The 23,760-nt window shown below is 45.6% G+C and carries 24 protein-coding genes; 5 read left to right on the forward strand and 19 right to left on the reverse strand.

Features of this window, described 5'->3' with window-relative positions; all coding sequences use genetic code 11:
- Nucleotides 1-28: 28 nt before the first annotated feature.
- From ACX5KA_RS11785 to rutA, 9 genes are all read right to left on the reverse strand, one after another.
- Nucleotides 29-1,531, reverse strand: a complete 1,503-nt coding sequence (locus ACX5KA_RS11785) for an NCS1 family nucleobase:cation symporter-1 (RefSeq protein ID WP_458731230.1) — start codon at nucleotides 1,529-1,531, stop codon at nucleotides 29-31.
- Between the two features lie 345 nt (nucleotides 1,532-1,876).
- Nucleotides 1,877-4,195 (reverse strand): TonB-dependent receptor, encoded by a 2,319-nt coding sequence (locus ACX5KA_RS11790; RefSeq protein WP_458731231.1) that lies wholly within the window; start codon nucleotides 4,193-4,195, stop codon nucleotides 1,877-1,879.
- A 311-nt stretch (nucleotides 4,196-4,506) separates the two neighbouring features.
- Complete coding sequence (locus tag ACX5KA_RS11795) at nucleotides 4,507-5,997, reverse strand: CoA-acylating methylmalonate-semialdehyde dehydrogenase (protein WP_458731232.1); 1,491 nt, start codon at nucleotides 5,995-5,997, stop codon at nucleotides 4,507-4,509.
- Between the two features lie 19 nt (nucleotides 5,998-6,016).
- On the reverse strand, nucleotides 6,017-6,547 hold the full coding sequence (locus ACX5KA_RS11800) for a flavin reductase (RefSeq protein WP_039216374.1): 531 nt from the start codon (nucleotides 6,545-6,547) through the stop codon (nucleotides 6,017-6,019).
- A gap of 22 nt (nucleotides 6,548-6,569) precedes the next feature.
- A complete protein-coding gene (locus tag ACX5KA_RS11805) occupies nucleotides 6,570-7,190 on the reverse strand; it encodes a malonic semialdehyde reductase (RefSeq protein ID WP_458731233.1) in 621 nt (206 codons plus the stop codon).
- Between the two features lie 178 nt (nucleotides 7,191-7,368).
- Nucleotides 7,369-8,217 (reverse strand): pyrimidine utilization protein D, encoded by an 849-nt coding sequence (rutD, locus tag ACX5KA_RS11810; protein WP_218163405.1) that lies wholly within the window; start codon nucleotides 8,215-8,217, stop codon nucleotides 7,369-7,371.
- A 58-nt stretch (nucleotides 8,218-8,275) separates the two neighbouring features.
- The gene (rutC, locus tag ACX5KA_RS11815; protein WP_039216428.1) at nucleotides 8,276-8,659 is read right to left on the reverse strand and encodes a pyrimidine utilization protein C; all 384 of its coding nucleotides are present in this window, start codon (nucleotides 8,657-8,659) and stop codon (nucleotides 8,276-8,278) included.
- 131 nt (nucleotides 8,660-8,790) lie between these two features.
- Entirely contained in the window at nucleotides 8,791-9,525 is a 735-nt protein-coding gene (rutB, locus tag ACX5KA_RS11820; RefSeq protein ID WP_458731234.1) for a pyrimidine utilization protein B, read from the reverse strand.
- On the reverse strand, nucleotides 9,525-10,613 hold the full coding sequence (rutA, locus tag ACX5KA_RS11825; protein ID WP_039216377.1) for a pyrimidine utilization protein A: 1,089 nt from the start codon (nucleotides 10,611-10,613) through the stop codon (nucleotides 9,525-9,527). The genes rutB and rutA overlap by 1 nt, the downstream gene beginning before the upstream one ends.
- A gap of 309 nt (nucleotides 10,614-10,922) precedes the next feature.
- Here rutA and rutR point away from each other — a divergent pair, with 309 nt between their 5' ends.
- Nucleotides 10,923-11,597, forward strand: a complete 675-nt coding sequence (gene rutR / locus ACX5KA_RS11830) for an HTH-type transcriptional regulator RutR (RefSeq protein ID WP_458731235.1) — start codon at nucleotides 10,923-10,925, stop codon at nucleotides 11,595-11,597.
- An 87-nt stretch (nucleotides 11,598-11,684) separates the two neighbouring features.
- On the opposite strand, the gene ACX5KA_RS11835 is transcribed toward rutR, so the two are convergent.
- Entirely contained in the window at nucleotides 11,685-12,356 is a 672-nt protein-coding gene (locus ACX5KA_RS11835) for a Crp/Fnr family transcriptional regulator (RefSeq protein ID WP_458731236.1), read from the reverse strand.
- A gap of 86 nt (nucleotides 12,357-12,442) precedes the next feature.
- Between ACX5KA_RS11835 and ACX5KA_RS11840 the strand changes: the two genes are divergently transcribed.
- The gene (locus tag ACX5KA_RS11840; protein ID WP_458731237.1) at nucleotides 12,443-13,348 is read left to right on the forward strand and encodes a sterol desaturase family protein; all 906 of its coding nucleotides are present in this window, start codon (nucleotides 12,443-12,445) and stop codon (nucleotides 13,346-13,348) included.
- Nucleotides 13,349-13,417: 69 nt separating this feature from the next.
- On the forward strand, nucleotides 13,418-13,657 hold the full coding sequence (locus ACX5KA_RS11845; protein ID WP_014950784.1) for a VF530 family protein: 240 nt from the start codon (nucleotides 13,418-13,420) through the stop codon (nucleotides 13,655-13,657).
- A 74-nt stretch (nucleotides 13,658-13,731) separates the two neighbouring features.
- Here the strand turns inward: ACX5KA_RS11845 and ACX5KA_RS11850 are convergent, their stop codons facing one another.
- Nucleotides 13,732-15,072, reverse strand: a complete 1,341-nt coding sequence (locus ACX5KA_RS11850) for a GntP family permease (RefSeq protein ID WP_014980360.1) — start codon at nucleotides 15,070-15,072, stop codon at nucleotides 13,732-13,734.
- Nucleotides 15,073-15,332: 260 nt separating this feature from the next.
- Between ACX5KA_RS11850 and ACX5KA_RS11855 the strand changes: the two genes are divergently transcribed.
- Together ACX5KA_RS11855 and ACX5KA_RS11860 are read left to right on the forward strand one after the other, a co-directional pair.
- Nucleotides 15,333-15,851, forward strand: a complete 519-nt coding sequence (locus tag ACX5KA_RS11855; RefSeq protein WP_458731238.1) for a gluconokinase — start codon at nucleotides 15,333-15,335, stop codon at nucleotides 15,849-15,851.
- Between the two features lie 68 nt (nucleotides 15,852-15,919).
- A complete protein-coding gene (locus ACX5KA_RS11860; protein WP_039216383.1) occupies nucleotides 15,920-16,927 on the forward strand; it encodes a LacI family DNA-binding transcriptional regulator in 1,008 nt (335 codons plus the stop codon).
- A gap of 178 nt (nucleotides 16,928-17,105) precedes the next feature.
- Here the strand turns inward: ACX5KA_RS11860 and ACX5KA_RS11865 are convergent, their stop codons facing one another.
- From ACX5KA_RS11865 to ACX5KA_RS11900, 8 genes are all read right to left on the reverse strand, one after another.
- Complete coding sequence (locus ACX5KA_RS11865; RefSeq protein ID WP_049586953.1) at nucleotides 17,106-17,996, reverse strand: MBL fold metallo-hydrolase; 891 nt, start codon at nucleotides 17,994-17,996, stop codon at nucleotides 17,106-17,108.
- A gap of 63 nt (nucleotides 17,997-18,059) precedes the next feature.
- On the reverse strand, nucleotides 18,060-18,308 hold the full coding sequence (locus ACX5KA_RS11870) for a DUF1653 domain-containing protein (RefSeq protein WP_039216429.1): 249 nt from the start codon (nucleotides 18,306-18,308) through the stop codon (nucleotides 18,060-18,062).
- A 216-nt stretch (nucleotides 18,309-18,524) separates the two neighbouring features.
- Nucleotides 18,525-19,598 (reverse strand): DNA polymerase IV, encoded by a 1,074-nt coding sequence (dinB, locus tag ACX5KA_RS11875; protein ID WP_014950790.1) that lies wholly within the window; start codon nucleotides 19,596-19,598, stop codon nucleotides 18,525-18,527.
- 274 nt (nucleotides 19,599-19,872) lie between these two features.
- Nucleotides 19,873-20,106, reverse strand: coding sequence for a (Na+)-NQR maturation NqrM (gene nqrM, locus ACX5KA_RS11880; protein ID WP_014950791.1), 234 nt, complete (start codon nucleotides 20,104-20,106; stop codon nucleotides 19,873-19,875).
- 9 nt (nucleotides 20,107-20,115) lie between these two features.
- Nucleotides 20,116-21,141, reverse strand: a complete 1,026-nt coding sequence (locus ACX5KA_RS11885; RefSeq protein WP_458731239.1) for an FAD:protein FMN transferase — start codon at nucleotides 21,139-21,141, stop codon at nucleotides 20,116-20,118.
- Nucleotides 21,142-21,261: 120 nt separating this feature from the next.
- The gene (gene nqrF, locus ACX5KA_RS11890; RefSeq protein WP_039216386.1) at nucleotides 21,262-22,494 is read right to left on the reverse strand and encodes an NADH:ubiquinone reductase (Na(+)-transporting) subunit F; all 1,233 of its coding nucleotides are present in this window, start codon (nucleotides 22,492-22,494) and stop codon (nucleotides 21,262-21,264) included.
- Nucleotides 22,495-22,514: 20 nt separating this feature from the next.
- The gene (gene nqrE / locus ACX5KA_RS11895) at nucleotides 22,515-23,123 is read right to left on the reverse strand and encodes an NADH:ubiquinone reductase (Na(+)-transporting) subunit E (RefSeq protein WP_014950794.1); all 609 of its coding nucleotides are present in this window, start codon (nucleotides 23,121-23,123) and stop codon (nucleotides 22,515-22,517) included.
- 3 nt (nucleotides 23,124-23,126) lie between these two features.
- Nucleotides 23,127-23,759, reverse strand: coding sequence for an NADH:ubiquinone reductase (Na(+)-transporting) subunit D (locus ACX5KA_RS11900; protein ID WP_014950795.1), 633 nt, complete (start codon nucleotides 23,757-23,759; stop codon nucleotides 23,127-23,129).
- Nucleotide 23,760 lies beyond the last annotated feature (1 nt).

Here is a 23,760-nt window from a genome sequence, read left to right on the forward strand (position 1 = left end):
TGTGGGGATACCTCAGACTCTGACCCCATTATTGGGAGGCGCTTTTTGCCTGCATAGTGACGGGTACCCTGTTGGATAGTAGTAGATAAACCATGCTGGCGATGATTAACCCTACAAACCATGCGTAGGCGTAAAGCGTATCGAAAACGGCTGGCACGCTTTCTACAAACCCTGCCGCGTGCATAAAGCCAGGAATATTAGGCAAAATACCAATAACAAGTGCAGTCACCCCCGCCATGTTCCAACCGTTGTTCGCGCAATATTCGCCAGTGTGTTGAAATAGCGCATCTATGTTTAAGGTCGATTTTCTTAAGATAAAATAGTCGGCAATTAGAATACCCGCGATAGGGCCAAGTAGCGCAGAATATCCCGTAAGCCAAGTAAATAAATAGCCACCCGCGGTTTCAAGCAGCTTCCAGGGGAAGATAGCGACGCCGATACCAGCGGTTATATAGCCACCCATTTTGAAGCTTATTTTTGAAGGCGCCATATTCGAAAAACCATAGGCTGGGGCTACCATGTTAGCGGCTAAATTTGTGGTTAACGTGGCAAGTGCTAACGCAGCAAGCGCCAACACAACCCCCATGCCGCCCATTCGACCGGCAAGTGCCACAGGGTCCCAAATAGCTTCACCGTAAATGGTTACGGTTGCTGACGTTACCGCTACACCGATAAAGGCAAACAGCGCCATAGGTAACGGCAAACCAATAGCTTGGCCTAACATTTGGTCTTTTTGTGATTTTGCAAAACGCGTGAAATCGGGAATGTTCAACGCCATGGTTGCCCAGAAGCCCACCATGGAGGTTAAGCCCGCGAAGAAGGCTGTCCAAAACTGCCCTTCTTTGGCTCCACCTTCAACAAACTGAGACGGCGTTGACAACATTTCGCCAAACCCACCAGCATTAACGTATGCCCAACCAAGAAGCGCTAAGCCCATTAAGATCAAAAATGGTGCAGCAAAAGTTTCAAGCCAACGAATAGATTCGGTGCCGTGTTTTATAAAAACCAAATGCATCGCCCAGAAAGCGAAGAAGCACAGAGTTTGTGTGATATCGATACCTAAAAATGGTAGTGCCTGCCCCACAAATGCGTCGCCGCTCACGCTATTTAAAATAACGTAAATGGCACTGCCGCCTACCCATGTGTTAATTCCAAACCAGCCACATGCAACAAGCCCTCGGGCCAAAGCAGGAATTTTCGCGCCTTTGGTGCCAAATGCGCTACGTAATAATACGGGAAAAGGTAAGCCGTATTTTGCACCTGCATGACCAATTAGCATCATAGGTACAAGCACGATGATGTTGCCCAACAGTACGGTGATAACCGCTTGATACCAATTCATGCCTTCTGATACCAGACCGGCAGATAAGAGGTAAGTAGGTACACAAACCACCATCGCAACCCATAATGCCGCATAGTCTTTCCACACCCAGGTTCTGGTTTCCGCGTTGGTTGGCGCTAAATCTTCATTCCATAAATCGCCATCGTAATGGGAAGGTTTTGTCATGGTCTGATTGTTGGTGTTATCCACGATCTATTTCCTTATTGGGTTTGCTATTACTTGTTGCTTCTTTTTACACAGCGTCATGCTCGGCAAAGCGGTAGGTTAAAAAATGCATCAGCGCTCTCAACGGCGTAACGATTAGATTAGAGGCTCGCTGCTAACCTTTATTGGGGCTTGCTGATCTTTGGTGTACAACAAAGGTCAACAGCCCCTAGCAAAAAAGAAAAGCAAAAATACTGCCGCTTCGCGCGCTTTGTTAACGCAAAACCTAAATACCGTTTTGCTACGTCGGTATTTAGGTTAGCTACGCACGTTTCTTTTTAGAAGTAGGTAATACGCTTTATATTGTTAAATAAAGCGCAACTACGCTAATTAGAAATTACGTCTTACCGTTACGCCATACGTCCTAGGCTTCGCATAGGAAATCTGGCTGGTTCCATAAAAACCAGTTACGTCAAAGCCAATTAGTTCATGGTCTGAGTCAAACAGGTTATCTATATAAGCCGCTATTAGCCATTTGTCCTCAGCGTCTACCCAGGTTAAACGAGTATCAGCCGTGGCATATCTATCAATTTCATGAGCGGTAAAATTCCGCGCATTATGAAAGGTTTCCGACTGATAATTGGCTGACAGTTGGGCTGCCATATTGCCGTCGAAGGCGTCCCAGTTATAGCGAAGCATGGCAGACGCTTGATACTCTGGTGTAAATGGCGGTGTTGTATCAGCAAAGTACCCAGAAGCCACTTCTAAGTCTTCAACCACTGCATCGGTATATGAAAAGTTAACCATTACATCTAAGCTGTCTGTCGGGGTCAAGAACACTTCTAATTCAACGCCGCTAAATGAGGCTTCTTCGTTTGACACCACCCCCGCATTATTCACCCACGAAAACGACTGGTAATCGCTGTAGTCATAATAAAAAACATTGGCATTAAAAACGCCGCTTCCCTGCATAAAACTGTGCTTTAAACCCGCTTCATACGCAGTAAGCTCTTCAGGTTCGTATAAGCTGAAACCTCCTTGAAGCGGGGCATTGAAACTCCCCGCTTTTACGCCCCGATTGATGCCTGCATAGTACAAGCTATTACCCACACTGTATTCCAGCTGTAGCTTGGCCGACCACAGATTTTGATCGTTAGAATTGACCAAAGTTTCTAAAGATGTTGTTGTGGTATCAATTTCAATGACGCGGTCGTTAGTATTCTCGTTTTGATACACATTACCCACAAAGTCTTTATCTTCACGGGTATAGCGTAAGCCACCAACCAGAACAAGGTCGTCAGTCAAGCTATAGTCTATTTGCCCAAATACAGAATAAGACTCGGTTTCAAGAAACACTAAAGTGTTATTTTCTTCACCGCCCAAGAAAAAGGTGGTGGGTGAACCCGCCAAGCCTTGGCTATAGTCTGTATCGATAGACAGATAATAAAGCCCCCCAACCCATTTCAAGTCAGCAGTTTCACCAGAAAAGCGAAACTCTTGGCTAAACTGCTCTATGGTGCTGTTGGACTGGAAAATAAGTTCGGGTGACGCGGTTTGGTCGGAGTCGAGGCCAACGGTACGTTTAAATTCTTTATAATCAGACATGGCGAAGAAATCGAATTCTTCGAAGGCATAGTCTAATGTTGCTGCAAGCCCTTTCGATTTGATTTTGTTTTGATCATCAAAAGCGAAGTCTTTATTTACTTTATTACCCGAACCATCAGGGTCGAAGTTACCGTTGAAGTCGCCGCCTTGCACAGGACGGAAAGGGTCGCCATTGAAGTTGCCGTCTACGCACACACCAGATTGAATAGTGTCACAGCCTAGCGGGTCGTCAGCAGCATAAATAACGTCAATTACATTGCCGTCGGCATCTTTTATCTCGGTGGTGTTCACCACCTGATAAGGGCCTTCACTTTTGGTTGTATCTGACCAGTTACCGCTTAGTAGCAGCGAGCCTTCTTCGCCAATGTCAAACAGTAACTGAGCACGAAATGCTTTGGTATCATCGTTGTACCCATCTTCACCGCCTCCCACAGAGCCTAAACGGGTATCGGGTGCAGCACCGTCTTCATAAATATTCTCTAGTATCTCACCTTGCTGGTTGGTAAACCCAGAAAAGCGACCATAAATGCCGTCTGCTATTTCGCCTGATATCGCCCCTTCGAAGCGGTATTGTTCGAAACGTGCAGCAGTAAATTCCGCGTAGCCTTCTGTATCTGCAGTGGGCTTGGCAGTGATCGTATTAACCAGTCCGCCTGTGGCATTTCTTCCGAATAGTGTTCCCTGTGGGCCTTTGAGAATTTCGATGCGAGCCACATCGAATAAACCAAAGGTTTGTGCTTGCGTACTTGCTAAATAGCCACCGTCAACGTATACGGCCACCGGCGCTTCCGCCAAGTCAGCGTAATCGTTTTGCACCACGCCTCGAATATTGAAAATAGCACGCTGACCACCAATATCACCGGCCAACGATACGCCAGGGGTAAACGCGATAAGCTCAGTACTACTTTCAAGGCCAAGTGCCTCTAGTTGTTCACCAGAAAACGCAGTAATAGCGATCCCTACATCGCTTATATTCTCGTTGCGCTTTTGCGCGGTAACTTCAATGCTTTCCCAAACATTCTCTGCAGCAAAGGCCGCTGGCGTACTTAACGCCATAGCTACGGTTAACGCCAGCAGACGCTTGTGTGTGTTTAACGTATGCATGTTTTACTCTCGTTTATAGTTCTTTTTAACAAGCCTTGCGGCGGTGTTGTCCCGATATTTTTATAAGAGTAACGGTCGACGTGAACTGCATATCGATTGCCACTGGGGTGCAAACCTAAGGCAGGACTGGAGAGGAACTGCCAAAGGCTTGCGGTTTTAAATTGTTATTATTGATGGCTCATGGCTGAGCCTAAATCTCTGTTCTTTTACCTGCTGCGAGCAACTATTTGTCATAAAGGCATAATAGTTACCTGGCGTGGGTAAAGTACTTATGGTCATTTATGGTTAATCAAGATCAATACGCCATGACATTAACTTGGAAATGAAAAGCTCACTCCTTCTCGAATGCCGCTTGAAGGCCAACGTTGAGTAATGGTTTTGCGTTTGGTGTAAAAGCGTACGCCATCCGGGCCGTATGCGTGAAGGTCACCAAAGAGTGAGCGCTTCCAACCACCAAAGCTGTGATAAGACACGGGCACTGGCAGCGGTACGCTTATGCCTACCATGCCCACTTGGATATTGTCTGAGAAGTAGCGGGCAGCCTCGCCATCTCGGGTGAAAATACACGTACCATTGCCGTATTCATGGCTGTCAATGAGCTGCATGGCTTGTTCCATGCTTTTAACGCGCATAACTTGTAGTACAGGGCCAAAAATCTCAGCTTTGTAGCTGGCCATTTCCGGCGTAACCTTGTCGATAAGCGTTGCACCTAAGAAGAACCCCGTTTCGTAGCCTTTTACGCTAGGGTTTCTGCCATCAACGACTACATCAGCCCCTTGCTCAGCCGCACTGGTTATGTAGCCTTCTACTTTCTCTTTGTGCTGAAGTGTAATAAGCGGGCCGAAATCGTTAGTCGCATCGTCAAAAGCCCCTACTTTTAAGCTTTCCATGGCTGATTGCATTTTATCTACAATTTCATCTGCCACTTTGTCACCTACGGCAACCACGACAGACAACGCCATGCAGCGCTCGCCTGACGAGCCAAAAGCAGCACCTAAAAGCTGATTCACTGCGTTGTCGATGTCGGCATCGGGCATCACAATAGCGTGGTTTTTAGCGCCACCTAATGCTTGGCAGCGCTTGCCATTAGCATTGGCTTTCGAATAGATGTATTCGGCGATGGGCGTTGAACCCACAAAACTCACTGCTTTAATGCGCTCGTCATCAAGTATTTGATCAACCGCTTCTTTGTCGCCATTTATAACGTTAAAAACGCCGTCGGGTAGCCCTGCTTCTTTAAGTAGCTTTGCTAGGAAAATAGCGCAGCTTGGATCTCGCTCAGAGGGTTTTAAAACAAAGGTGTTGCCGCATACAATGGCAAGCGGAAACATCCAAAGGGGCACCATGGCCGGAAAGTTAAATGGTGTAATTCCCGCCACCACGCCAAGAGGCTGAAACTCGCTCCAAGAGTCTATGCTTGGCCCAACATTTTTACTGTGCTCGCCCTTTAACAACTGGGGGGCACCGCAGGCAAACTCAACATTTTCGATACCGCGCTGTAATTCGCCTGCCGCGTCGTGGCTTATTTTGCCGTGCTCCGCACCAATTAACGCAATAATTTCATCGGCATGCTCTTCAAGTAAGCTTTTAAATTTGAACATAACGCGAGCGCGCTTACTCACTGGCGTATTACGCCACTCAACAAACGCATTTTGCGCGCTGACGATAGCGTCGTTTACCGTCGCTTTTGACGCCAGTAAAACCAGTTTTTCTGCCTCGCCCGTCGCTGGGTTATAGACATCTTGCATGCGCCCCTTTGGGGTACAGGTTTCACTGTTAATAAAGTGGCCTACTACTTTCATTATTTGTCTAATCCTTTAATTATGCGTCTTTGCACGCGCTGTGATAGCCGCGCTGATAATATAAAAGCGCGTCGGCTTCTGGGTCTTGCTTGATATCCACCACCTGGCAAAAAATAACGTCGTGAGTGGCCACACTTTTAACGTCTGTAATTATGCAATCGAAGCTTACTGCAGCATCGGCAAGTCTTGGGCAGCCGGTCGTCGATTCAACCCAATCACCAATTTCAAAGCGTTCGTTCATGGGCGCTTTACCACCGAATGTGTTTGAAATTAACTGATGCTGTGAGGTAAGGGTGTTGATAACCAAATGCGTGCTGTTTTTGAAAACCTGATGTACAGACGCACCGCGATTCAAACAAACCAGCAAAGTTGCAGGAGTATCGCTTACACTACATACGGCGGTCGCCGTAAAGCCTGCACGCCCTTCTGGGCCAATGGTTGTAACGACGTTTACCGCTGCCGCTAAACTCGACATACCTTCTCGATAAGCTTCGGGAGTTACCGGGGGAAGCACTTCTGTTACTGCGTTTTTTATTGCTGTAATAGTCATACAAATATCCTTTAAGTTGGCGTTACACGATTTGGCAGGCTTGCTCGAAACTTAAACGAGGCAAGCGTTTATGTAATTTCTCTTTATCGCCGTAGCCAATGTTCAGTAAGAAATTCACTTTCCACGTGCTATCAGAAAAGAAAGTCTCGTTGAGTAATGTAGGGTTAAAGCCAGACATGGCGCCAGCGTCAAGGCCTAAGGCACGAACGGCGCTTATTAAGTAAGCCCCTTGCATAGAGCTATTGCGCATGGCAGTCTCATTGGCCGCTTCTGGGCTTGAAGTAAACCAGCTTTTCGCATCTGCATAAGGGAATAAGGTAGGAAGCTCTTCGTAGAACTCTTCGTCGTAGGCCACTATAACCGTACAGGGTGCGGTCATGGTTTGCTCAACATTACCGCTTGAAAGGCAAGGTTTGAGCTTCTCTCTCCCTTCATCTGAGGTAATAAAAACAAATCGCGCTGGGCTACAATTCGCCGATGTCGAGCCCACTTTTACTAAATCGTACAGCTGTTTCAACACGGCTTCTGAAATAGGTTTGTCGTGCCATTTGGTGTGGGTATGCGCATCGGTAAAGAGTTGGGCTAGTCCAGCCTCGGCAAGCGGGCTAGTTGCTTTAAACTCTGTATTTTGTGTATCAGTCATTTTAAATTCATTCCAGTTTTATCAGATCTTTTAAGCGCTACGCTATGCTCTCGGTTTTTACGCTTAGCGCTTTTTTAGCTATCACGTTATTGAAGCTGTAGCTTTGCAGCTTGTTTACAATGCATACGCCTCATCAGTTGAGAAACACCTCATAGCTTGATGCAGTGTCGTGTTCACGTTAGGCCACTTGCCCTAAATAGCTGCGCAGCAGTTCATTAAACGCAATTGGGTTTGTAATGCTTGATGCATGCCCGCCGTATTCCATGACCGACAATTCGGCGTTGGGCATAGCTTCAGCCAACATCTGTGAACGCTGCCACGGCACCAAGGTATCGTCTTTGTTGGCAAGCGCTAACGTTGGTGTGGTGATGGCGTGCAAACTCTTATCAATATTGAACGTACTAAGGGCACCAATGCGGGCGAGCAGATTTTCTTCGTTAGGGAAATGGTTGAGTAAGTGCGCCTCTTCCTCTGCCAAGTGGGCGGCATTCGCGGCTATCCAATCAGGCGGAAACAGCAGCAGCGCCTGAAGTTGCAAATACATGTCCTTTCTGCCTGCCGCCAATAACGCTTTGCGTATATTAAAGCAGCGCAATGTGTGCGGATTTGGACTGCTCCACGCATTTACCAGCACTAAACTTTGTAAAAGCTTAGGTTTAGACAAAGCAAGCTCAAGCCCCACCAAACCACCCAGCGCGTGACCGACGAAATGGCACGCTTGCACTTCAAGTTTTCTAAGAAGTGCAGCGAGTTCATCCGTCATATTTGAAATGCTGTAATTCGCTGGCAAGTCACCCACACTTTTGTTCGTGCCATAGTGATCGTAAGTAATCACTCTGTAATCTTGGGTAAAGTCAGCCAGTTGAGGCTGCCAAAATTTTGCTGCCCCGCCCAGTCCAGAACTAAACACAATCGTAGGTGCGTCGGGCGACGTTAAACCGTGAATCTCGTAATGTAACTTGTTGCCCACTTCACCGTTCATTTCGCCGCTCATGTGGGCGTAGCCTGCCTGCGCATCAGAATGCATAAAGCTCACCTATATAAAACCAATGGGCGCAGTTCGCGGGTAGTCCAAACATAACCGTCTACTCAATGTGCGCTACAGATGCGATTTCAATTAAGGCCTCTGGTTTTACCAGCCCAACTTTAATGCAGTAACGCGCCGGTTTTTCACCTGGAAAGTATTCGGCATACACCTTGTTTACCGCGGCATAGTCATCCCAATCGGTAATAAAAATTGAGTTAAAGGTGACGTCATCCATAGTGCCGCCCGCTTCTTCGATAACACTTTTAATCGTTTCTAAAACGTGGCGCGTTTGTGCCTCAGCATCGCCCACGTGGACTACGTCGTTGTTTTCATCAAACGGTAAGGTACCTGACACATACAGAATATTGTCAGCCATAGAGCCTGGAACAAAAGGGGCTATTGGCGTTGATGTACCTGCTGGAATAATGGCTTTCTTTGGCATGTTCTTATCCTTTTCATTGCGCTTTCTATGCATTGCTGCCTAGCGCCTATAAATGGTTTATTTCAAATCGTGTAAACTGATTTATCGCGTTGTTTTTGTCTGTCTAGCTAGTTGAAGCTAAGAAGAAACGCCTAACTCGCCCCTTCAAACACTTCACAGAACTGCGCGGTGGTAGACACCCACCCGAAAAACGTCTGAATGTTGAAAAGTGAGGCCTCGTGAATATCTGGCGGGCCAGCTTGATATGCCGCATCGGCCAGCACCACACCAAAATATTCCAGGTGAAAGCCATCGCGCAGCGTCGACTCCACACACACGTTAGTGGCAATGCCGGTAAACACTAAGTTGCGAATACCGCGTGCGCGCAGCATGCTGTCTAGATTGGTGTTATAAAAACCGCTGTAACGTGTTTTAGGGATAACGATATCGTCGGCTTGAGGCTTTAATGCGTCTACGAGTGCATAGTCCCAAGTGCCTTTGGCAAGCAAACTGCCCTTAAGCTCTGGTTGTTTACGCATGGTTTTAAGGGCATTAGATTTATACCAGTTCGGCGAACCTGGGCCGCCCGCCTCTTTATAGTCGGCATCCCATCCATTTTGTAAAAACACCACCGGCATACCAACAGCCCGCGCCGTTTCCAGCACTTTAATGGTATTCTCAATGACTGGTGCCGTGGTAGACACATCAAAACCCGCTTTATCTAAGTAACCGTTTTTACTGGCATAAGCGTTTTGCAAATCCACCACAATTACAGCAGTTTCCGCAGGGTTTAACGTCAACGGTTCAGGCTTAGCTGGTAGTACGGGCTGCCCTGTTTGGCGCGCTTGAAAGCACCCTGACACTTCAAATACTTCACCGGCAGACATTAGGCGGCTCCCGATGTTTCAAGTAGATGCTGACGGGACTTCATTAACGGCTGAATTTTAGTGCCGAAATCATCCATACCTTTAAGGAAGTCATCAAAGGTAAGCAGTACACCTTCACAGCCTGGCACCGTCGCTATTTCATCAAGCATAGAAGCGACTGATTCGTAAGAACCAACAAGGGTACCCATATTCAGGTTTACTGCTGAGGTTGGGTTGGTCATGTCTCGGATGTTAGTGTCTTTACCCGATTTCTTATCAGCAGCTCCTTGCGTTGCCATCCAGTCCAACGCTGACTGATCTTTGCCGTCTTTATAGCTTTCCCATTTCGCCATGGCGGCTTCATCCGTCTCATCGGCAATAACCATGATAAGTACCGCTGAACCTACGCTGCGACCGTGTTTTTCAGCCGCTTCAGTTAAGCGCGCTGCGGTTGGTGCAAAAGCGGTAGGTGTATTTACGCCTTTACCAAAGCAGAAATTATAGTCGGCATGACGGGCAGAGAAATCCATGCCTGCTGCGCTTTGACCGGCACAGATAAGTGGAATTTTTCGCTGTGGCTTGGGCAACATTCGGCAATCATCCATTTGGAAATGCTCGCCTTTAAAATCGCTTTTTCCGGTTTCCCATAATTCTTTGACTACCTGAATGTATTCATCCAAATACTCATAGCGGTTACCGAAAAATTCATCGCCCGGCCACATACCCATTTGCGAGTATTCAGGGCGTTGCCAGCCAGTCACTAGGTTTACGCCAAAACGTCCGTTGGAGATAGAGTCGATGGTACTGGCCATGCGCGCCATGATTGCAGGCGGCAAGACTAGTGTGGCAGCCGTGGCATATAGTTGAATTTTTGAGGTAACAGCGGCAAGGCCTGCCATTAACGTAAACGACTCTAAGTTGTAGTCCCAAAATTCGGTTTCACCGCCAAACCCTCGTAGCTTGATCATAGAGAGCGCAAAATCCATATCGTACTTTTCAGCCTTCATTACAATCTCTTTGTTGAGATCGAAGGAAGGTTTGAACTGAGGCGAATTTTTCGAAATTAGCCAGCCGTTGTTCCCAATCGGAATAAATACACCTATATCCATGTTGTACCTCTGCTTGTATGCGTTTTAAGCGGTTTATCCCGCTTTTTTTAAGGTTGCCGAATTCAAAACATTGAAGTGGCGGTATACTTAGTGAACAGCATAAAGCAGGCCAATTTATTTAATCTATAAAATTCAGTAACTTAAAAATTTCAACACACCAAATTGGACTTAGTGGTTCAATTTGGAACACCAAGTCCAGTGCAATTGAACTTAATTGGTGCATATTTGTGCAAATGGGTTTATAGCGACGAAAACTCCACGTAAACTAAGCGCCTGATCACGGAAATTCCGGTAAAGAAGAGACAAGTAGTGAGTAAATCTGAAGGTCAAACAATTACGAAATCAGCGAGAGCATTTAGCCCGACCACGCAAAAGCGAAGAGAAAAAGCGTTATTAGAAAAGCGTACTCGCATTATGGATGCTGCCCTTTCCTTGTTCTCAAAGAACGGCGTGAGTGGCACCACTGTAGAGCAAGTATCGGAACTAGCGAATGTCTCAAAAAGTAATTTACTGTATTACTTTAAAAGTAAAGAGGGTTTGTACTTATCGGTTATTACCCACCTTTTAGATGTGTGGTTAACGCCCCTTCAGAGCTTTTCAGCAGAACAAGACCCTATAGAAACCCTGAGCGACTACATTAAAGTAAAACTTGAAATGTCGAGGGACAATCCCGCTGAATCTAAGCTTTTTTGTATGGAAGTGGTACAAGGTGCCCCTCTTTTAATAAAGGAATTAGAAACGCCGCTCAAAACACTGCTGGACGCGAAAAGCGCCGTCATTATCGAATGGATTGAAGCGGGTAAGCTAAAGCCTGTTGATCCTATACACTTGATATTCAGCATTTGGGCCATTACTCAGCATTACGCCGATTTCAGCGTGCAGATCAAAGCCGTAACTGGTAAAGATTTAAGCGATCCCGCTTTCTTCGAGGGCACGCTAAGCAACATCCAGCACATTATTTTAGGCGGGCTAAAGCCAGCGTAATACTTGATGCATGAGTTGCCACGGGCGTGGAATAAATTTGAGGGAGGGTCTTTTGGCGCTCTCGCATGTGGAGCGCATTAACCGCTCTTACAATGGTAATAGTGACGAACTTTCTTTTAAAAAACCTTCCAGTCGCTCGACATGGGTAATAGCCACGCCCCCGTAGCGCTTTTCAATCAACTTTAGAGCATACAGCTTAGTTAACGATTTATGTGCGGTAAGTACGGTAACGCCCAACCTTTCAGCATAATCGCTTTGCCTTAAGGGTATAAAGACGTGCTTAGATGTAAGATACGATTGATAAATTAGCTTAGCTAACTGGACGTGAGTAGGTAAACGTCGAATATCATCCAACCTTTCCAGCGCCGAATGAAGCTTTACTGCCAGTGAACGGGTGATGAATTCTGTAATCGCTGGGTGTTGGCTTGTGAGAGAACGATAAGCAGGTTCAGGGATTTGTAAAACTTTACATTCCGTTAGCGCTTCAGCGTTATGCGTTCTTGCAAGTGATGCATATAATGTGAACTCGCCAAACGTATCTCCTCGTCGCAATACAGTAGTAATTTGATAACTGCCGTCCAGGCCATAATTACCAATCTTTACTTCTCCTGATACCACAAGAGACAACCCTTTGTTTTTAATTCCCCTTTCGTGGATGGTCGAAGTAGCCGCATAGGTTCTTAGCGTTCCAAAGGGCAAACAAAGCTCGACGTATTCGTCAGGCATAATGGTTTGCTGTATGCCGTGAATGTAAGACATGACATTCAAATCTATACAAGTATATATTCTCGCATGTTAACGCAATGTAAATTCACTCTCAACAATCTCTCGGTGGGAGTTATTACATGGGTTATCAATGGGCAATTTTAGCGGTTTTTATCACGTTTGCTTTGCTGGAAGCGAAGAACGGTAAGCTATTTAAAAAAGCGACAGAAGTGAGCGATGATGGAAAAGTAGAGCTCATAGGTACGTTACTCTTATTTATTGTAACTCAGCCACTGGTTCTATTTTGTTCTGCAACAATGATGGCACTAGCATTTCCCCAATATCAGGGAATACTTGTAGATTCCCCTATTCTCTTGCACATAGCGCTACTTTTGATTTTCGATGACATGATGCAATATTGGTGGCATAGGCTTTCACATTCCACTCGATTTCTTTACAACTTACATAGAGCCCACCATAACGCTAAGTACATGAGCGTTCGCATTATTTACAGAAATAACTTTTTCTATTACCTGTTTATGCCTTCGCTATGGTTTTCCGGAGTACTGATTTACCTAGGATTGGGTTGGACCTATGCCTTTTACTTGGTGATTAAACTTACCGTTATCACTGGCGCCCACGCGGAGTGGAAATGGGATAAGAGACTGTACAATATTCGGTGGTTACATCCTGTAGCCTGGGTAATTGAACGCACGATATCAACGCCTTCAACACATAGTGCGCATCACGGATTAAAAGCCGATGACGGCGTGACCAACTATAAAGGTAATTATGGAAACCTGTTGTTCTTCTGGGATGTACTATTTGGAACCGCTAAGATCACCAGGCAGTATCCTGCACAATACGGTATTGAGGGGATGTTTTACGCCAACTGGAAAGAACAGCTTATTTGGCCGCTTTATAAAACACCGCGAAAGCCTAGAGTAGTGCGAAGTCCATCGACGAAAGTGAACGACGCTAGCCAACCTTTGATACCGAACACAAAACAAATACCTACGGGTGAAACAATTGAAAGTAAAGCCTAGCGCATTGATACGCAGCAAGTGGGTTCGTGCTAGAATAGGGTCTTAATTTAGAACAAGCATCGGCACTTTATGAATCAACAACCTAATAATCCCTTACATGGCTTAACGCTAGAGAAAATCGTCACGCAACTTCACGAGCGTTACGGATGGGATGGATTGTATTACCGCATCAAAGTGAACTGCTTTAATAACGATCCTTCGATTAAATCGTCACTTAAGTTTCTTAGAAAAACCCAATGGGCGCGAGATAAAGTAGAGCAGCTTTATATACAGACGTTTAGTAATAATGCCTCAAATGGTGAATCTTAAAGCCATTTGAGCTGCAAAAGCTTGAAACCGGTTTCCACAAAAACGATTCAAGTGGGTCTGAGCCGCTTGGGACATTAGACAAATAAACCAAGCATTAGTACGAGAAAAAGCCCAATAAAACCTATTAGGGTTGCCATACACGTCCAAGACACAAACGTGTCTTTCACAGAAATATCAAAATAACGGTTTACGATCCAAAACCCCGTATCGTTCACGTGAGACATGGCCGTAGCGCCTGCCGCTATTGCAATTGTCATCAGGGCGAGTACTGATGGTGAAAACGCCAGTTCCTGCACTACAGGGCCCATTAAACCAGCAGCCGTTAACATGGCCACCGTAGCCGAGCCCTGAATAATTCTGACTGAAATTGCGATAAGAAACCCGGCTGCCAATGGTGGGAGCGGCGATAATGCGACAACATCGGCGAAGGCCTGCCCCGCCCCAGAATCGATGAGCACTTGTTTAAACATGCCACCCGCGCCTGTCACCAGTATGACTAGGGCAACCGGTTCTAACCCTCTTGATGCAATGTTTCTAATTTGTTCGCTTGATAAGCCTTGCTTCTTCCCTAGCACTTTAAAACAAGCAATGGTTGCAATGGTCAGGGCGATAAAGGGATGCCCAATAAATAGCAACGCCTCCTTCAAGACACCTTCGGAAAGCGTAAACTTTGCCAACGTACCCACCAGAATAGCCACTAGCGGAAATGTCAGTAGCGCCGCAACTGAACCAAAGCTGGGGAGTTCCTTTGGCTTTTTATGTGAAGCTTCAATGATATGGTTTGGGACAGGTACATGCAGGCGTTTCGCTAAAAATGTTGCGTAAATTGGGCCGGCTAAACACGCGCAAGGAATACCAACGATAAAGCCAAACAAAATGACTAAGCCGATATCCGCCCCTAAAATTGAAGCTACCGCTACAGGTCCTGGTGTTGGAGGAATAAAAGCGTGGGTGACAGCGAGCCCTGCTGTGAGCGGGATTCCGTAATAAATAAGCGACTTTCCTGATTTCTTTGCTAACGAGTAAATAAGAGGCATTAATATGATAAGCCCCACTTCAAAGAAGACAGGTATAGCAACAAGAAACCCCGTTAACACAACCGCCCACTGACTATTCTTATCACCAAATTTATTGTTGATAGTTTGCGAAAGCCTATCAATGCCGCCCGATTCTTCTAAGAATTGCCCGAACATAGCACCAAGACCAACAATGGTCGCTACAAATCCCAACGTGTTGCCCATGCCTGACTGCATGGAAGCCAGTACGTCGGCCGCTTGCATTCCCGTACCCAGGCCAACAAACGCTGCTGCCACAAGAATAGCGATAAAAGCATGAACTTTTCTAACTACAACTAAATATGTGAGAAGCACAATGCTACAAATGGCGACAAAAAGAAGGGAAAAAGTATCGGTCATACGTGCTCTCTGGTACCTGTTAGTGACATTGTCTTCATGTTGACGAAGCCATAATACGGAAATCACCCGCTACCTTTACAAGCTAAGTTGAACAACCCAGTCAATGTTAAATATTTATTAATACAAGATAGCTATCTGGTAACACTATTATAATCACCCCTTGAACGCAACCGGTTTCCAAACTAATATTTATGAGTAAGATGGAGACCAAATAACTCGCTCTTGATGTACTCCTGAACTTTAATGTGAGAGATAAGCTTATGACCCATTGCCATGTATTTTTCGTTTCGGGAGTTTCAGGAACGGGAAAGTCGACATTGAGCCAGCATTTAGCCCAACGTTTTGACATGCCTTTCGAAGAAGGAGATCGTTACCATAGCGAGGCAAACGTTGAAAAAATGTCTTCAGGTATACCACTGCAGGATGCAGACAGATGGGAGTGGTTAATTACGTTAAACATGATTGCCAAGCAACACATTCACGCCGGCCGGAACGTGGTTATAAGCTGTTCAGCGCTGCGCTCAGCCTATCGAGACGTGCTAACCAAAGATATCGCGTCTCACTGCCACTTTATTTACCTTCATGCGTCACAGTCTGTGCTTAGTGCGCGATTAAAACAACGGGAGCATTTTTTTAACGGTGATGCTATGCTCGAAAGCCAGTTTGCAGCCTTAGAGCTGCCTTCTAAAGACAACGCATTCATTATTGATGTTACACAAACTTTCGAGTGTGTTTCTCAGCAGGCGGAAGACTTTATACGCCCTTTGATATCGAATTAAACATCACGACATTAACACTCACTTCCGCGCGGATTAGCGGACCTAGCAGCACATAAAAAGATCGAAGAATGAGTAAGGTAAAAAAGTCACGCACAAAAATATCAGACGTAGCCAATCATTTGGGGGTTCACAAAACTACCGTATCTCGCGCGCTTAATAATTCTAGTGGCATTTCTAAATCACTCGCCCTTAAGATCAAAAATGCAGCGCGAGAGCTAAACTATATTCCGAACCGCGCCGCCCAGTCATTATGCTCAGACAATAATAGAACCATCGCGTTATTGCTTCCGTCTTTTGGAAACAATGTGTTTAACGATGTGATGTTAGGCGTAAAGGCCGTTGCCGACAAAGCCAATTATGCACTGATGATTGGCGACTCGACCTATACCGAGCTTGGCGAGGAGCGTACTGTCGAATCTTACATTCAACAGAACGTGAGTGGCTTCATTCTTACTTCGACGCGCCATACAGAAGAAACGAGAAAAATGCTGCTAGCCACAGGGACGCCTGTGGCCGAAATTATGGATATTTCTAGTGAGCCCTTTGATATTAACTATGGGGTAAATAACGAATTAGCAGCCCAATCTATGACCCAACATCTCATCGATAAAGGGCGCCGCAACATTGCTTTTTGCTCTTTGTTTTTAGATTGGCGCGCAATATTGAGAAAACAGGGCTGGGCAACCGCACTGGACAATGCTGAGTTGTCCGCCGAGCGATATGTTTCTTCTAGAGCCGACGCCACATTTCAAGCTGGTGCTGAGCTTCTTTCAGAAACACTGCATAAATGGCCGGATACTGATGCGCTATTTTTTGTGAGTGACGAGCTTGCTGCTGGCGCGGTGATGGAATGTAATAGACGAGGTATCAAGCCTGGTAAGGATATTGATATCTGCGGTTTCAACGACTTGAGTTTTGCGCGCTCAATTTACCCTGCCCTAACCACCGTATCAGTCCCGCGCCGTAAGATGGCAGAAATGGCAGCTGAATCATTGATATCGCTAATAGAGGGCGAAGACGTTGAACAAGCGAGCCAAGTTCTACCCTTTGAGCTTAAAATACGAGAAACCGCTTAGTAGACGTTTGGCAGCTTTCGCCCCTAGACTTGGTGCTCGCAAACCTGCGTTTCCTAACCTATTGCCTTTGAAGTTAGTCCTCAAAAACCCAGTGATAGTGCCATTTTAACGAAATTGCAGGGTCGTAAAGAAAACTCCCCTGCACACTCGCTCGATATTAAAGTGTAACCAATACTATTTAGGCGTCAGTATAGAGTGTAGTTATCCACTTCTCTTCATTGATGAAATTCCAGCTCCAGTCGGCCCACTTATCGTCTAAGCCCATCGCTTTAACTTCATCGAGGGTTTTGCCGTCTTGCTTAAGTGCCTTAACGTAGCTGAACGTTTCAGAGATCATAGCTAAAAATGCGCTGTATTCTTGCTTGTTACTGATGTCGCCGTGGCCAGGAATAATAACGGTTTCATCGTCTATTTTAGCAAGCAGCTGTTTTACTGAGTCCATATAGCCTTCCACATTACCGCCAGCACCTTGGTCGATGTAGGGAAAGCGACCATTAAAGAACAAGTCGCCGGTGTGCATAACGTTGGGTTGCTCGAACCACACTACGCTATCGCCGTCGGTGTGGCCTACCGCTAAGTGCATGACGTGAAGGGTTTCACCATTGAAGTAAATTTTTATGCCGTCTTCATAGGTGATAGTTGGCAGCGCTTCCGGTTTTATCTTTTCATCGTTAGCTAGACGAACACGCACATTTTCGTGCGCCAGAATGGTCGCACCTTTGTGGCTGTGGAAAAACGCATTAGAGCCTGTGTGGTCGCCGTGATAATGTGTGTTTATCACATACTTTGGCTTGTCACTCCCGAGCTCACCAAGCTGGGCCGCTATCTTTTCTGCAAGCGGCGCAAATTGATCGTCGATGATCAAAACACCGTCTTCCCCAGCAGATACGCCGATATTTCCACCTGCACCTGTAAGCATGTGCACTGAGCCTTTTATCGCTGTCGCTTTAACTTCGACATCGGCAAATCTATCTTGTGCATTTGCGGGATTAATCGTTGAATAAACCAAAGGGCTCGAAGCAATAAACGCAGCCAAAATGTGTGCGCTAAGACGAGGTGCAGTTTTCATTATTATTTCCTTGTAAGAAGCCTGTTTATTAAAGACCTCTTACACTATGACCTAATTTCACAATTAGATCATTTTTTCATCATCGGGAATATTGCCAACATAAGCAAAACGGGTGAGTGTTTCTCCGTCTTTTTCAACCGACTCAACAAACATATCTAGGGGACGAACCCAAAGCGCTTTTTCGCCGTAGCATGGGCGGTATACCACTAGCTTACTTTCATCTTCTGAATGCGTCGCCACTTCGTATACATCGTATAAATTACCTTTGTAATGTTTGTAGCGACCAGGGGTTTTAAGTTCTTTCGAGTCCATAACGTCCTTCATTAAAGTGGGAAAAAATAGTAAGGGTTAGCCAACCGCTTTCATTTGCCAAAGATTAAATGGTCTTAGAAACTAAACTCTGTGGGATTGGCCTTTAATCGGGTAATACAAAACTGTCAGTCTATCGCATAGTATCAGTGCGTTAAGTATAACAAGTGGTTAGATTGAGGCTACTGCATGTTAGTACTTAACAAGTGAGCTTATTGGCTAAATCGGTTCAAAAGGTAACACCAATTGCTGTGTTGATTGATCGGCAGCAAGACCTATATGAACGCCAACAAGACGAATACCCCGCCCTGTTGCTCGTTCGAAGGCTTCCTGCATTAACGTGCGAAAATACGCTTCATCAAGCGTGGCACAGCGGTGCTCTACCGTAGTTAGTTGGAAGTCGTTAAACTTAAGCTTAACGCCCTGCGTGCGAATACGTACAGGCTTACCCGTTCGCTTCTTGTGATTTTCCATTCGCTCTTGAAGCTTTTCAAATAAATGTGGCAAGAAGTCAATGCACTGCTCGAAGGTGTGGATGTCTTCGCTTAACGTACGCTCCACACCAATAGACTTGCGTTCACGAGATACCGATAGTTCACGTTCATCAATACCGTGAGCTCGCTCCCACAGCACACTGCCAAATTTACCCAGCTCTTTTTGAATGCGCTCAAAAGGGTATTGGCGAACATCGTCGCAGGTATTAAGCCCCATACGCTGAAGCTTTTGCATGGTGACTTTGCCTACGCCCGGTATTTTCTTTAGTGGCATTTCGCGTACAAACTCATCGAGCTTATCAGGAGTAATAACACAAATTCCATCGGGCTTATTTTCATCGCTCGCCACTTTTGCCACAAACTTACAAGGCGCAACACCTGCTGAAGCTGTAAGCCCAAGTTCATTTTTAATGCGTTCACGTATTTCTTCAGCAATTAACGTGGCGCTGCCACCGCAAAATTCACTGTTAGTCACATCTAGGTAGGCTTCATCTAATGATAAAGGCTCAATGAGGTCGGTATAATCAGCAAATATCTTACGTATTTTTTGCGACTCGGCAGCGTACACATCCATGCGCCCTTTTACGAGGGTCAAGTTTGGGCATAGCTTTAAAGCATACGCTGTAGCCATAGCTGAGCGCACACCAAATTTTCGGGCGGGATAGTTACAGGTAGAAATAACCCCTCGACGGTCGGCACTGCCGCCTATCGCAATGGGAATATCGCGCAAGGCTGGGTTGTCGCGCATTTCAACTGCGGCGTAAAAACAATCCATGTCGACGTGGATAATTTTTCGCATTACGTGCCTTTGTTCTTTACGTGCTTACGCAAAACTGTATAAAAAGACAGTATATTATTATTAGTGCCGAATTACACTATTTCGTTGTGATCTCCCAAAAAATTGATGGCTCGGCTAGCTACATTTCAACCAATGTCACAGTGTGAGCGAATTTATCGAAACAACGTCAATAGATCTCAATATTAAAGAACGTAATAGATATGCCCACAAAAAAAGCGCTGTCGATTAGTATCAAACAGCGCTTTTAAACCTTAAACCAACGGTGGGTTAAGCATTACAAAATTTGGTTCTGCTTCCACTCGTTTAGTTTTTTCTGGCGGGCTTCTTCTTTTTCCATGCGCGACTTTTTACGATCACACGGTTCTGGACAGTCACAGGCTTTTTCAATACCTAGTGCACCTAAGCCACCACAGCTTCCAGAGATTGATTTTTTCTGAAAAAGGTAACCTACGGCCATAGCCAGTACCATTGTTAGAAAGAAACCAAAAGCAAGGATAAATGTAGACATTGCTACCCCCTAATTATGAACTGTGACCAGTTTATCAAATTCTGGCGACGCATACTCTTCAAATCCGTCTTCTGTGCGACGAATGAGAAATACAGCAAGTTGTTCTTGCTCTGCAACTGCTATTGCTTGTTCCCACCCCATCACATTAAACGCTGTTGCCAAGCCATCAGACGTCATCGACGAAGGGTGGACAACGGTGACCGACACCAAGTTGTGTGAAATTGGTTTGCCCGTTGTGGGGTCGATTAGGTGCGAATAACGAACGCCGTCTTCTTCGTAATAGTTGCGATAGTCACCTGATGTAGCAACCGCGTTTTCTCCTATTGAGACAACTTTTTGAACAGCACGTTCAGTGGTAACTGGCTTTTCAATGGCAATAAGCCATTCACTGCCGTCGCCACGTTCACCTTTCACACGCATTTCACCACCTATTTCTACAAGGTAGTTTTCAATGTTGTGCTTTTCAAGGATCTCCGCCACTTCATCAACGCCAAAACCTTTTGCAATAGTCGACAGGTCGACATAAAGCATTGGGTGAGTTTTCTTTAAGCCTGTAGGCGTGGTTGACAGCTTCTTATAACCCACATATTCGCGAATATCGTCGATGTCTGTCTGGCTTGGTACTTTTTCAGGGCGCTTGGTTGGGCCAAACCCCCACACATTAACTAATGGACCAACGGTAACATCAAGCACACCACCACTAAGGTTTGCCAAGCGTAACGCCTCATTAACCACGGTTAGCGTATCTGGCGATACGGCGAAATTGTCGGTATAGCGATATTGGTTAAACCTTGAAAGCTCTGACGTTGGGTCGTAAGTAGACATCATCTTGTTTACCTCAACAAGACGGGCGTCTATTTCAGCTTGTAAGCCTTCCACCGGCGCTTCTGCTACAAGATATTTTATATTGTAGGTTGTGCCCATTGTTTGCCCTTGAAGGTGCACTACAGGCGTTTTTTCGTCGCTACAGCTTGCGAGAAGTAGAATACCTACCGCAACAAAGGCGAGGAATATTCGAATAGCAAATCGAATCACGATGTTGTCCTTAGCTAATATGCACAAAACGAAACGGGTATTATGTGCATTATGCGTTTTGCTTCAACGAAAAAGGGGCTTACGCCCCTTTTAATATGCTTGAGTTTTTAAGCGAGTAGCTTAGCCACCGAAGTCATCTAGCATGATGTTTTCGTCCTCAACACCTAAATCTTTAAGCATGTTGATTACGGCCGCGTTCATCATAGGTGGTCCACACATGTAGAACTCACAGTCTTCTGGTGCAGGGTGATCTTTCAAGTAGTTCTCAAGAAGTACTTGGTGAATGAACCCTGTGTAACCTTCCCAGTTGTCCTCTGGCTGAGGATCAGAAAGTGCTACGTGCCACTCAAAGTTATCGTTTTCTGCTGCTAGCTCGTCGAAGTCTTCTGTATAGAACATTTCACGAAGTGAACGTGCACCGTACCAGAAGCTCATCTTACGCTTAGACTTAAGGCGACGAAGCTGATCGAAGATGTGTGAACGCATTGGGGCCATACCAGCACCACCACCTACGAATACCATTTCGTTGTCAGTTTCTTTCGCGAAGAATTCACCGAATGGACCAGAGATAGTCGCTTTGTCACCTTCTTTCAGGCTCCAAATATACGATGACATTTTACCCGCAGGTAGGCTTAGGTTATTAGGTGGCGGCGTAGCAATACGCACGTTCAACATAATAATGCCTTCTTCTTCTGGGTAGTTCGCCATTGAGTAAGCACGAATAGTCTCTTCGTCTACTTTAGACTCGATGTCGAAGAAGCCAAAACGCTCCCAGTCACCGCGGTATTCTTCAGGAATATCGAACTCTTTGTACTTAACGTGGTGCGCTGGCGCTTCAATCTGAATGTAGCCACCTGCACGGAAAGGTACGCTTTCACCGTTAGGAATTTTAAGCTTCAGTTCTTTGATGAAGGTTGCTTTGTTATCGTTAGAGATAACTTCACAATCCCACTTCTTAACACCAAATACCGACTCTTCTAGCTCGATTTCCATGTCTTGCTTAATAGCAACCTGACATGAAAGACGGCAGCCTTCGCGTGCTTCACCTTTTGTGATGTGGTCTAGTTCAGTTGGAAGGATTTCACCACCACCTGAGTGTACATCTACACGACACTGGCCACATGAGCCACCGCCACCACACGCAGACGATACGAAGTAACCTGCGTCAGCTAGTGCACCAAGAAGTTTGCCACCCGGTGCAGTTTTGATTGCCTTATCTGGGTCACCATTGATAGTGATAGTAACATCACCACTTGGCACCAATTTAGACTTGGCAAACATGATAATAAATACCAACGCTAGAACGATGGCAATGAACATGCCTACGCCTAGATATATTTCTACATTATTCATTTATATGCTCCCGAGCTCTATTACAGCTGAATACCAGTGAATGACTGGAAGCCAAGTGCCATTAGGCCAGCGATCATGAATACAGAACCAAGACCACGAACACCATCAGGCATGTCAGCATACTTCAGCTTTTCACGCACTGCCGCTAGCAATACAATTGCTAGTGCCCAGCCCATACCACTACCTACGCCGTAAACGATGCTTTCAGTGAAGTTGTATTCACGCTGTACCGCGAACGCCACACCACCGAAGATTGCACAGTTAACGGTAATTAGCGGAAGGAAGATTCCTAGTGCGTTGTAAAGCGCAGGGAAGAACTTGTCTAAGCTCATCTCTAGAATCTGTACCAACGCCGCGATAACACCGATAAACGTTAGGAAGTTAAGGAAGCTTAGGTCAGCTTCTGGGAAACCTGCCCATGCTAGTGCGCCTGGAGCAAGAATGTTTACATAAATAACTTGGTTAACGGGTACAGAGATACCTAGTACCACGATAACTGCAACACCAAGACCCATAGCAGTTTTAACTTTCTTAGATACCGCTAGGAATGTACACATACCCAAGAAAAGTGATAACGCCATGTTCTCAACGAAAATTGAGCGAACAAATAACGACAAATAATGTTCCATGACTTACTCCTTAGGCTCTACTTGCTCTGGACGGATAGTACGGATAAACCAAATCATACCGCCGATTAAGAAGAATGAGCTGAATGGTAGGATTAACAAACCGTTACCCTGATACCAGCCACCGTTTTGAACCAGTGGAAGGATTTCGAAACCTAAAATAGTACCGAAACCAAATAGCTCTTTAATTGTACCAATAACAATTAGAATGAAAGAGTAACCCAAGCCGTTACCAATACCATCAAGGAAGCTCATCAGAGGTGGGCTCTTCATGGCGTAAGCTTCAGCACGACCCATTACGATACAGTTAGTAATAATCAGACCAACGAATACCGACAGCTGCTTCGATATTTCATACGAATACGCTTTCAGAATTTGGTCAACAACGATTACCAACGATGCAATGATGGTCATCTGGATAATAATTCGAACGCTAGATGGGATCTGGTTACGAATTAGTGAAATAAACAAGTTTGAGAACGCTACAACGCTTGTAAGCGCAAGCGACATTACCAATGCTGTTTCCAGCTTAGTAGTAATTGCCAGTGCTGAACAGATACCCAATACCTGTAGGGCGATCGGGTTGTTGTCCAGGATTGGCCCAAAGAGGGCCTTTTTCATTTCTTTAGTATCTGCCATG

This window comes from Alteromonas alvinellae (genome assembly GCF_902705805.1).

What these genes read in the sequence shown, in the direction of transcription:
- ACX5KA_RS11835 (WP_458731236.1), bottom strand. Translation starts at nt 12,356, where the DNA reads ATGTCTTACATTCACGGCATACAGCAAACCATTATGCCTGACGAATAC.
- ACX5KA_RS11850 (WP_014980360.1), bottom strand. Translation starts at nt 15,072, where the DNA reads ATGACCGATACTTTTTCCCTTCTTTTTGTCGCCATTTGTAGCATTGTG.
- ACX5KA_RS11805 (WP_458731233.1), bottom strand. Translation starts at nt 7,190, where the DNA reads ATGACTGATACACAAAATACAGAGTTTAAAGCAACTAGCCCGCTTGCC.
- ACX5KA_RS11900 (WP_014950795.1), bottom strand. Translation starts at nt 23,759, where the DNA reads ATGGCAGATACTAAAGAAATGAAAAAGGCCCTCTTTGGGCCAATCCTG.
- nqrE (WP_014950794.1), bottom strand. Translation starts at nt 23,123, where the DNA reads ATGGAACATTATTTGTCGTTATTTGTTCGCTCAATTTTCGTTGAGAAC.
- rutC (WP_039216428.1), bottom strand. Translation starts at nt 8,659, where the DNA reads ATGCCAAAGAAAGCCATTATTCCAGCAGGTACATCAACGCCAATAGCC.
- nqrF (WP_039216386.1), bottom strand. Translation starts at nt 22,494, where the DNA reads ATGAATAATGTAGAAATATATCTAGGCGTAGGCATGTTCATTGCCATC.
- ACX5KA_RS11790 (WP_458731231.1), bottom strand. Translation starts at nt 4,195, where the DNA reads ATGCATACGTTAAACACACACAAGCGTCTGCTGGCGTTAACCGTAGCT.
- ACX5KA_RS11800 (WP_039216374.1), bottom strand. Translation starts at nt 6,547, where the DNA reads ATGACTATTACAGCAATAAAAAACGCAGTAACAGAAGTGCTTCCCCCG.
- ACX5KA_RS11795 (WP_458731232.1), bottom strand. Translation starts at nt 5,997, where the DNA reads ATGAAAGTAGTAGGCCACTTTATTAACAGTGAAACCTGTACCCCAAAG.
- ACX5KA_RS11840 (WP_458731237.1), top strand. Translation starts at nt 12,443, where the DNA reads ATGGGTTATCAATGGGCAATTTTAGCGGTTTTTATCACGTTTGCTTTG.
- ACX5KA_RS11865 (WP_049586953.1), bottom strand. Translation starts at nt 17,996, where the DNA reads ATGAAAACTGCACCTCGTCTTAGCGCACACATTTTGGCTGCGTTTATT.
- rutD (WP_218163405.1), bottom strand. Translation starts at nt 8,217, where the DNA reads ATGCATTCTGATGCGCAGGCAGGCTACGCCCACATGAGCGGCGAAATG.
- ACX5KA_RS11855 (WP_458731238.1), top strand. Translation starts at nt 15,333, where the DNA reads ATGACCCATTGCCATGTATTTTTCGTTTCGGGAGTTTCAGGAACGGGA.
- rutA (WP_039216377.1), bottom strand. Translation starts at nt 10,613, where the DNA reads ATGGATATAGGTGTATTTATTCCGATTGGGAACAACGGCTGGCTAATT.
- ACX5KA_RS11860 (WP_039216383.1), top strand. Translation starts at nt 15,920, where the DNA reads ATGAGTAAGGTAAAAAAGTCACGCACAAAAATATCAGACGTAGCCAAT.
- nqrM (WP_014950791.1), bottom strand. Translation starts at nt 20,106, where the DNA reads ATGTCTACATTTATCCTTGCTTTTGGTTTCTTTCTAACAATGGTACTG.
- rutB (WP_458731234.1), bottom strand. Translation starts at nt 9,525, where the DNA reads ATGTCTGCCGGTGAAGTATTTGAAGTGTCAGGGTGCTTTCAAGCGCGC.
- dinB (WP_014950790.1), bottom strand. Translation starts at nt 19,598, where the DNA reads ATGCGAAAAATTATCCACGTCGACATGGATTGTTTTTACGCCGCAGTT.
- ACX5KA_RS11845 (WP_014950784.1), top strand. Translation starts at nt 13,418, where the DNA reads ATGAATCAACAACCTAATAATCCCTTACATGGCTTAACGCTAGAGAAA.
- ACX5KA_RS11870 (WP_039216429.1), bottom strand. Translation starts at nt 18,308, where the DNA reads ATGGACTCGAAAGAACTTAAAACCCCTGGTCGCTACAAACATTACAAA.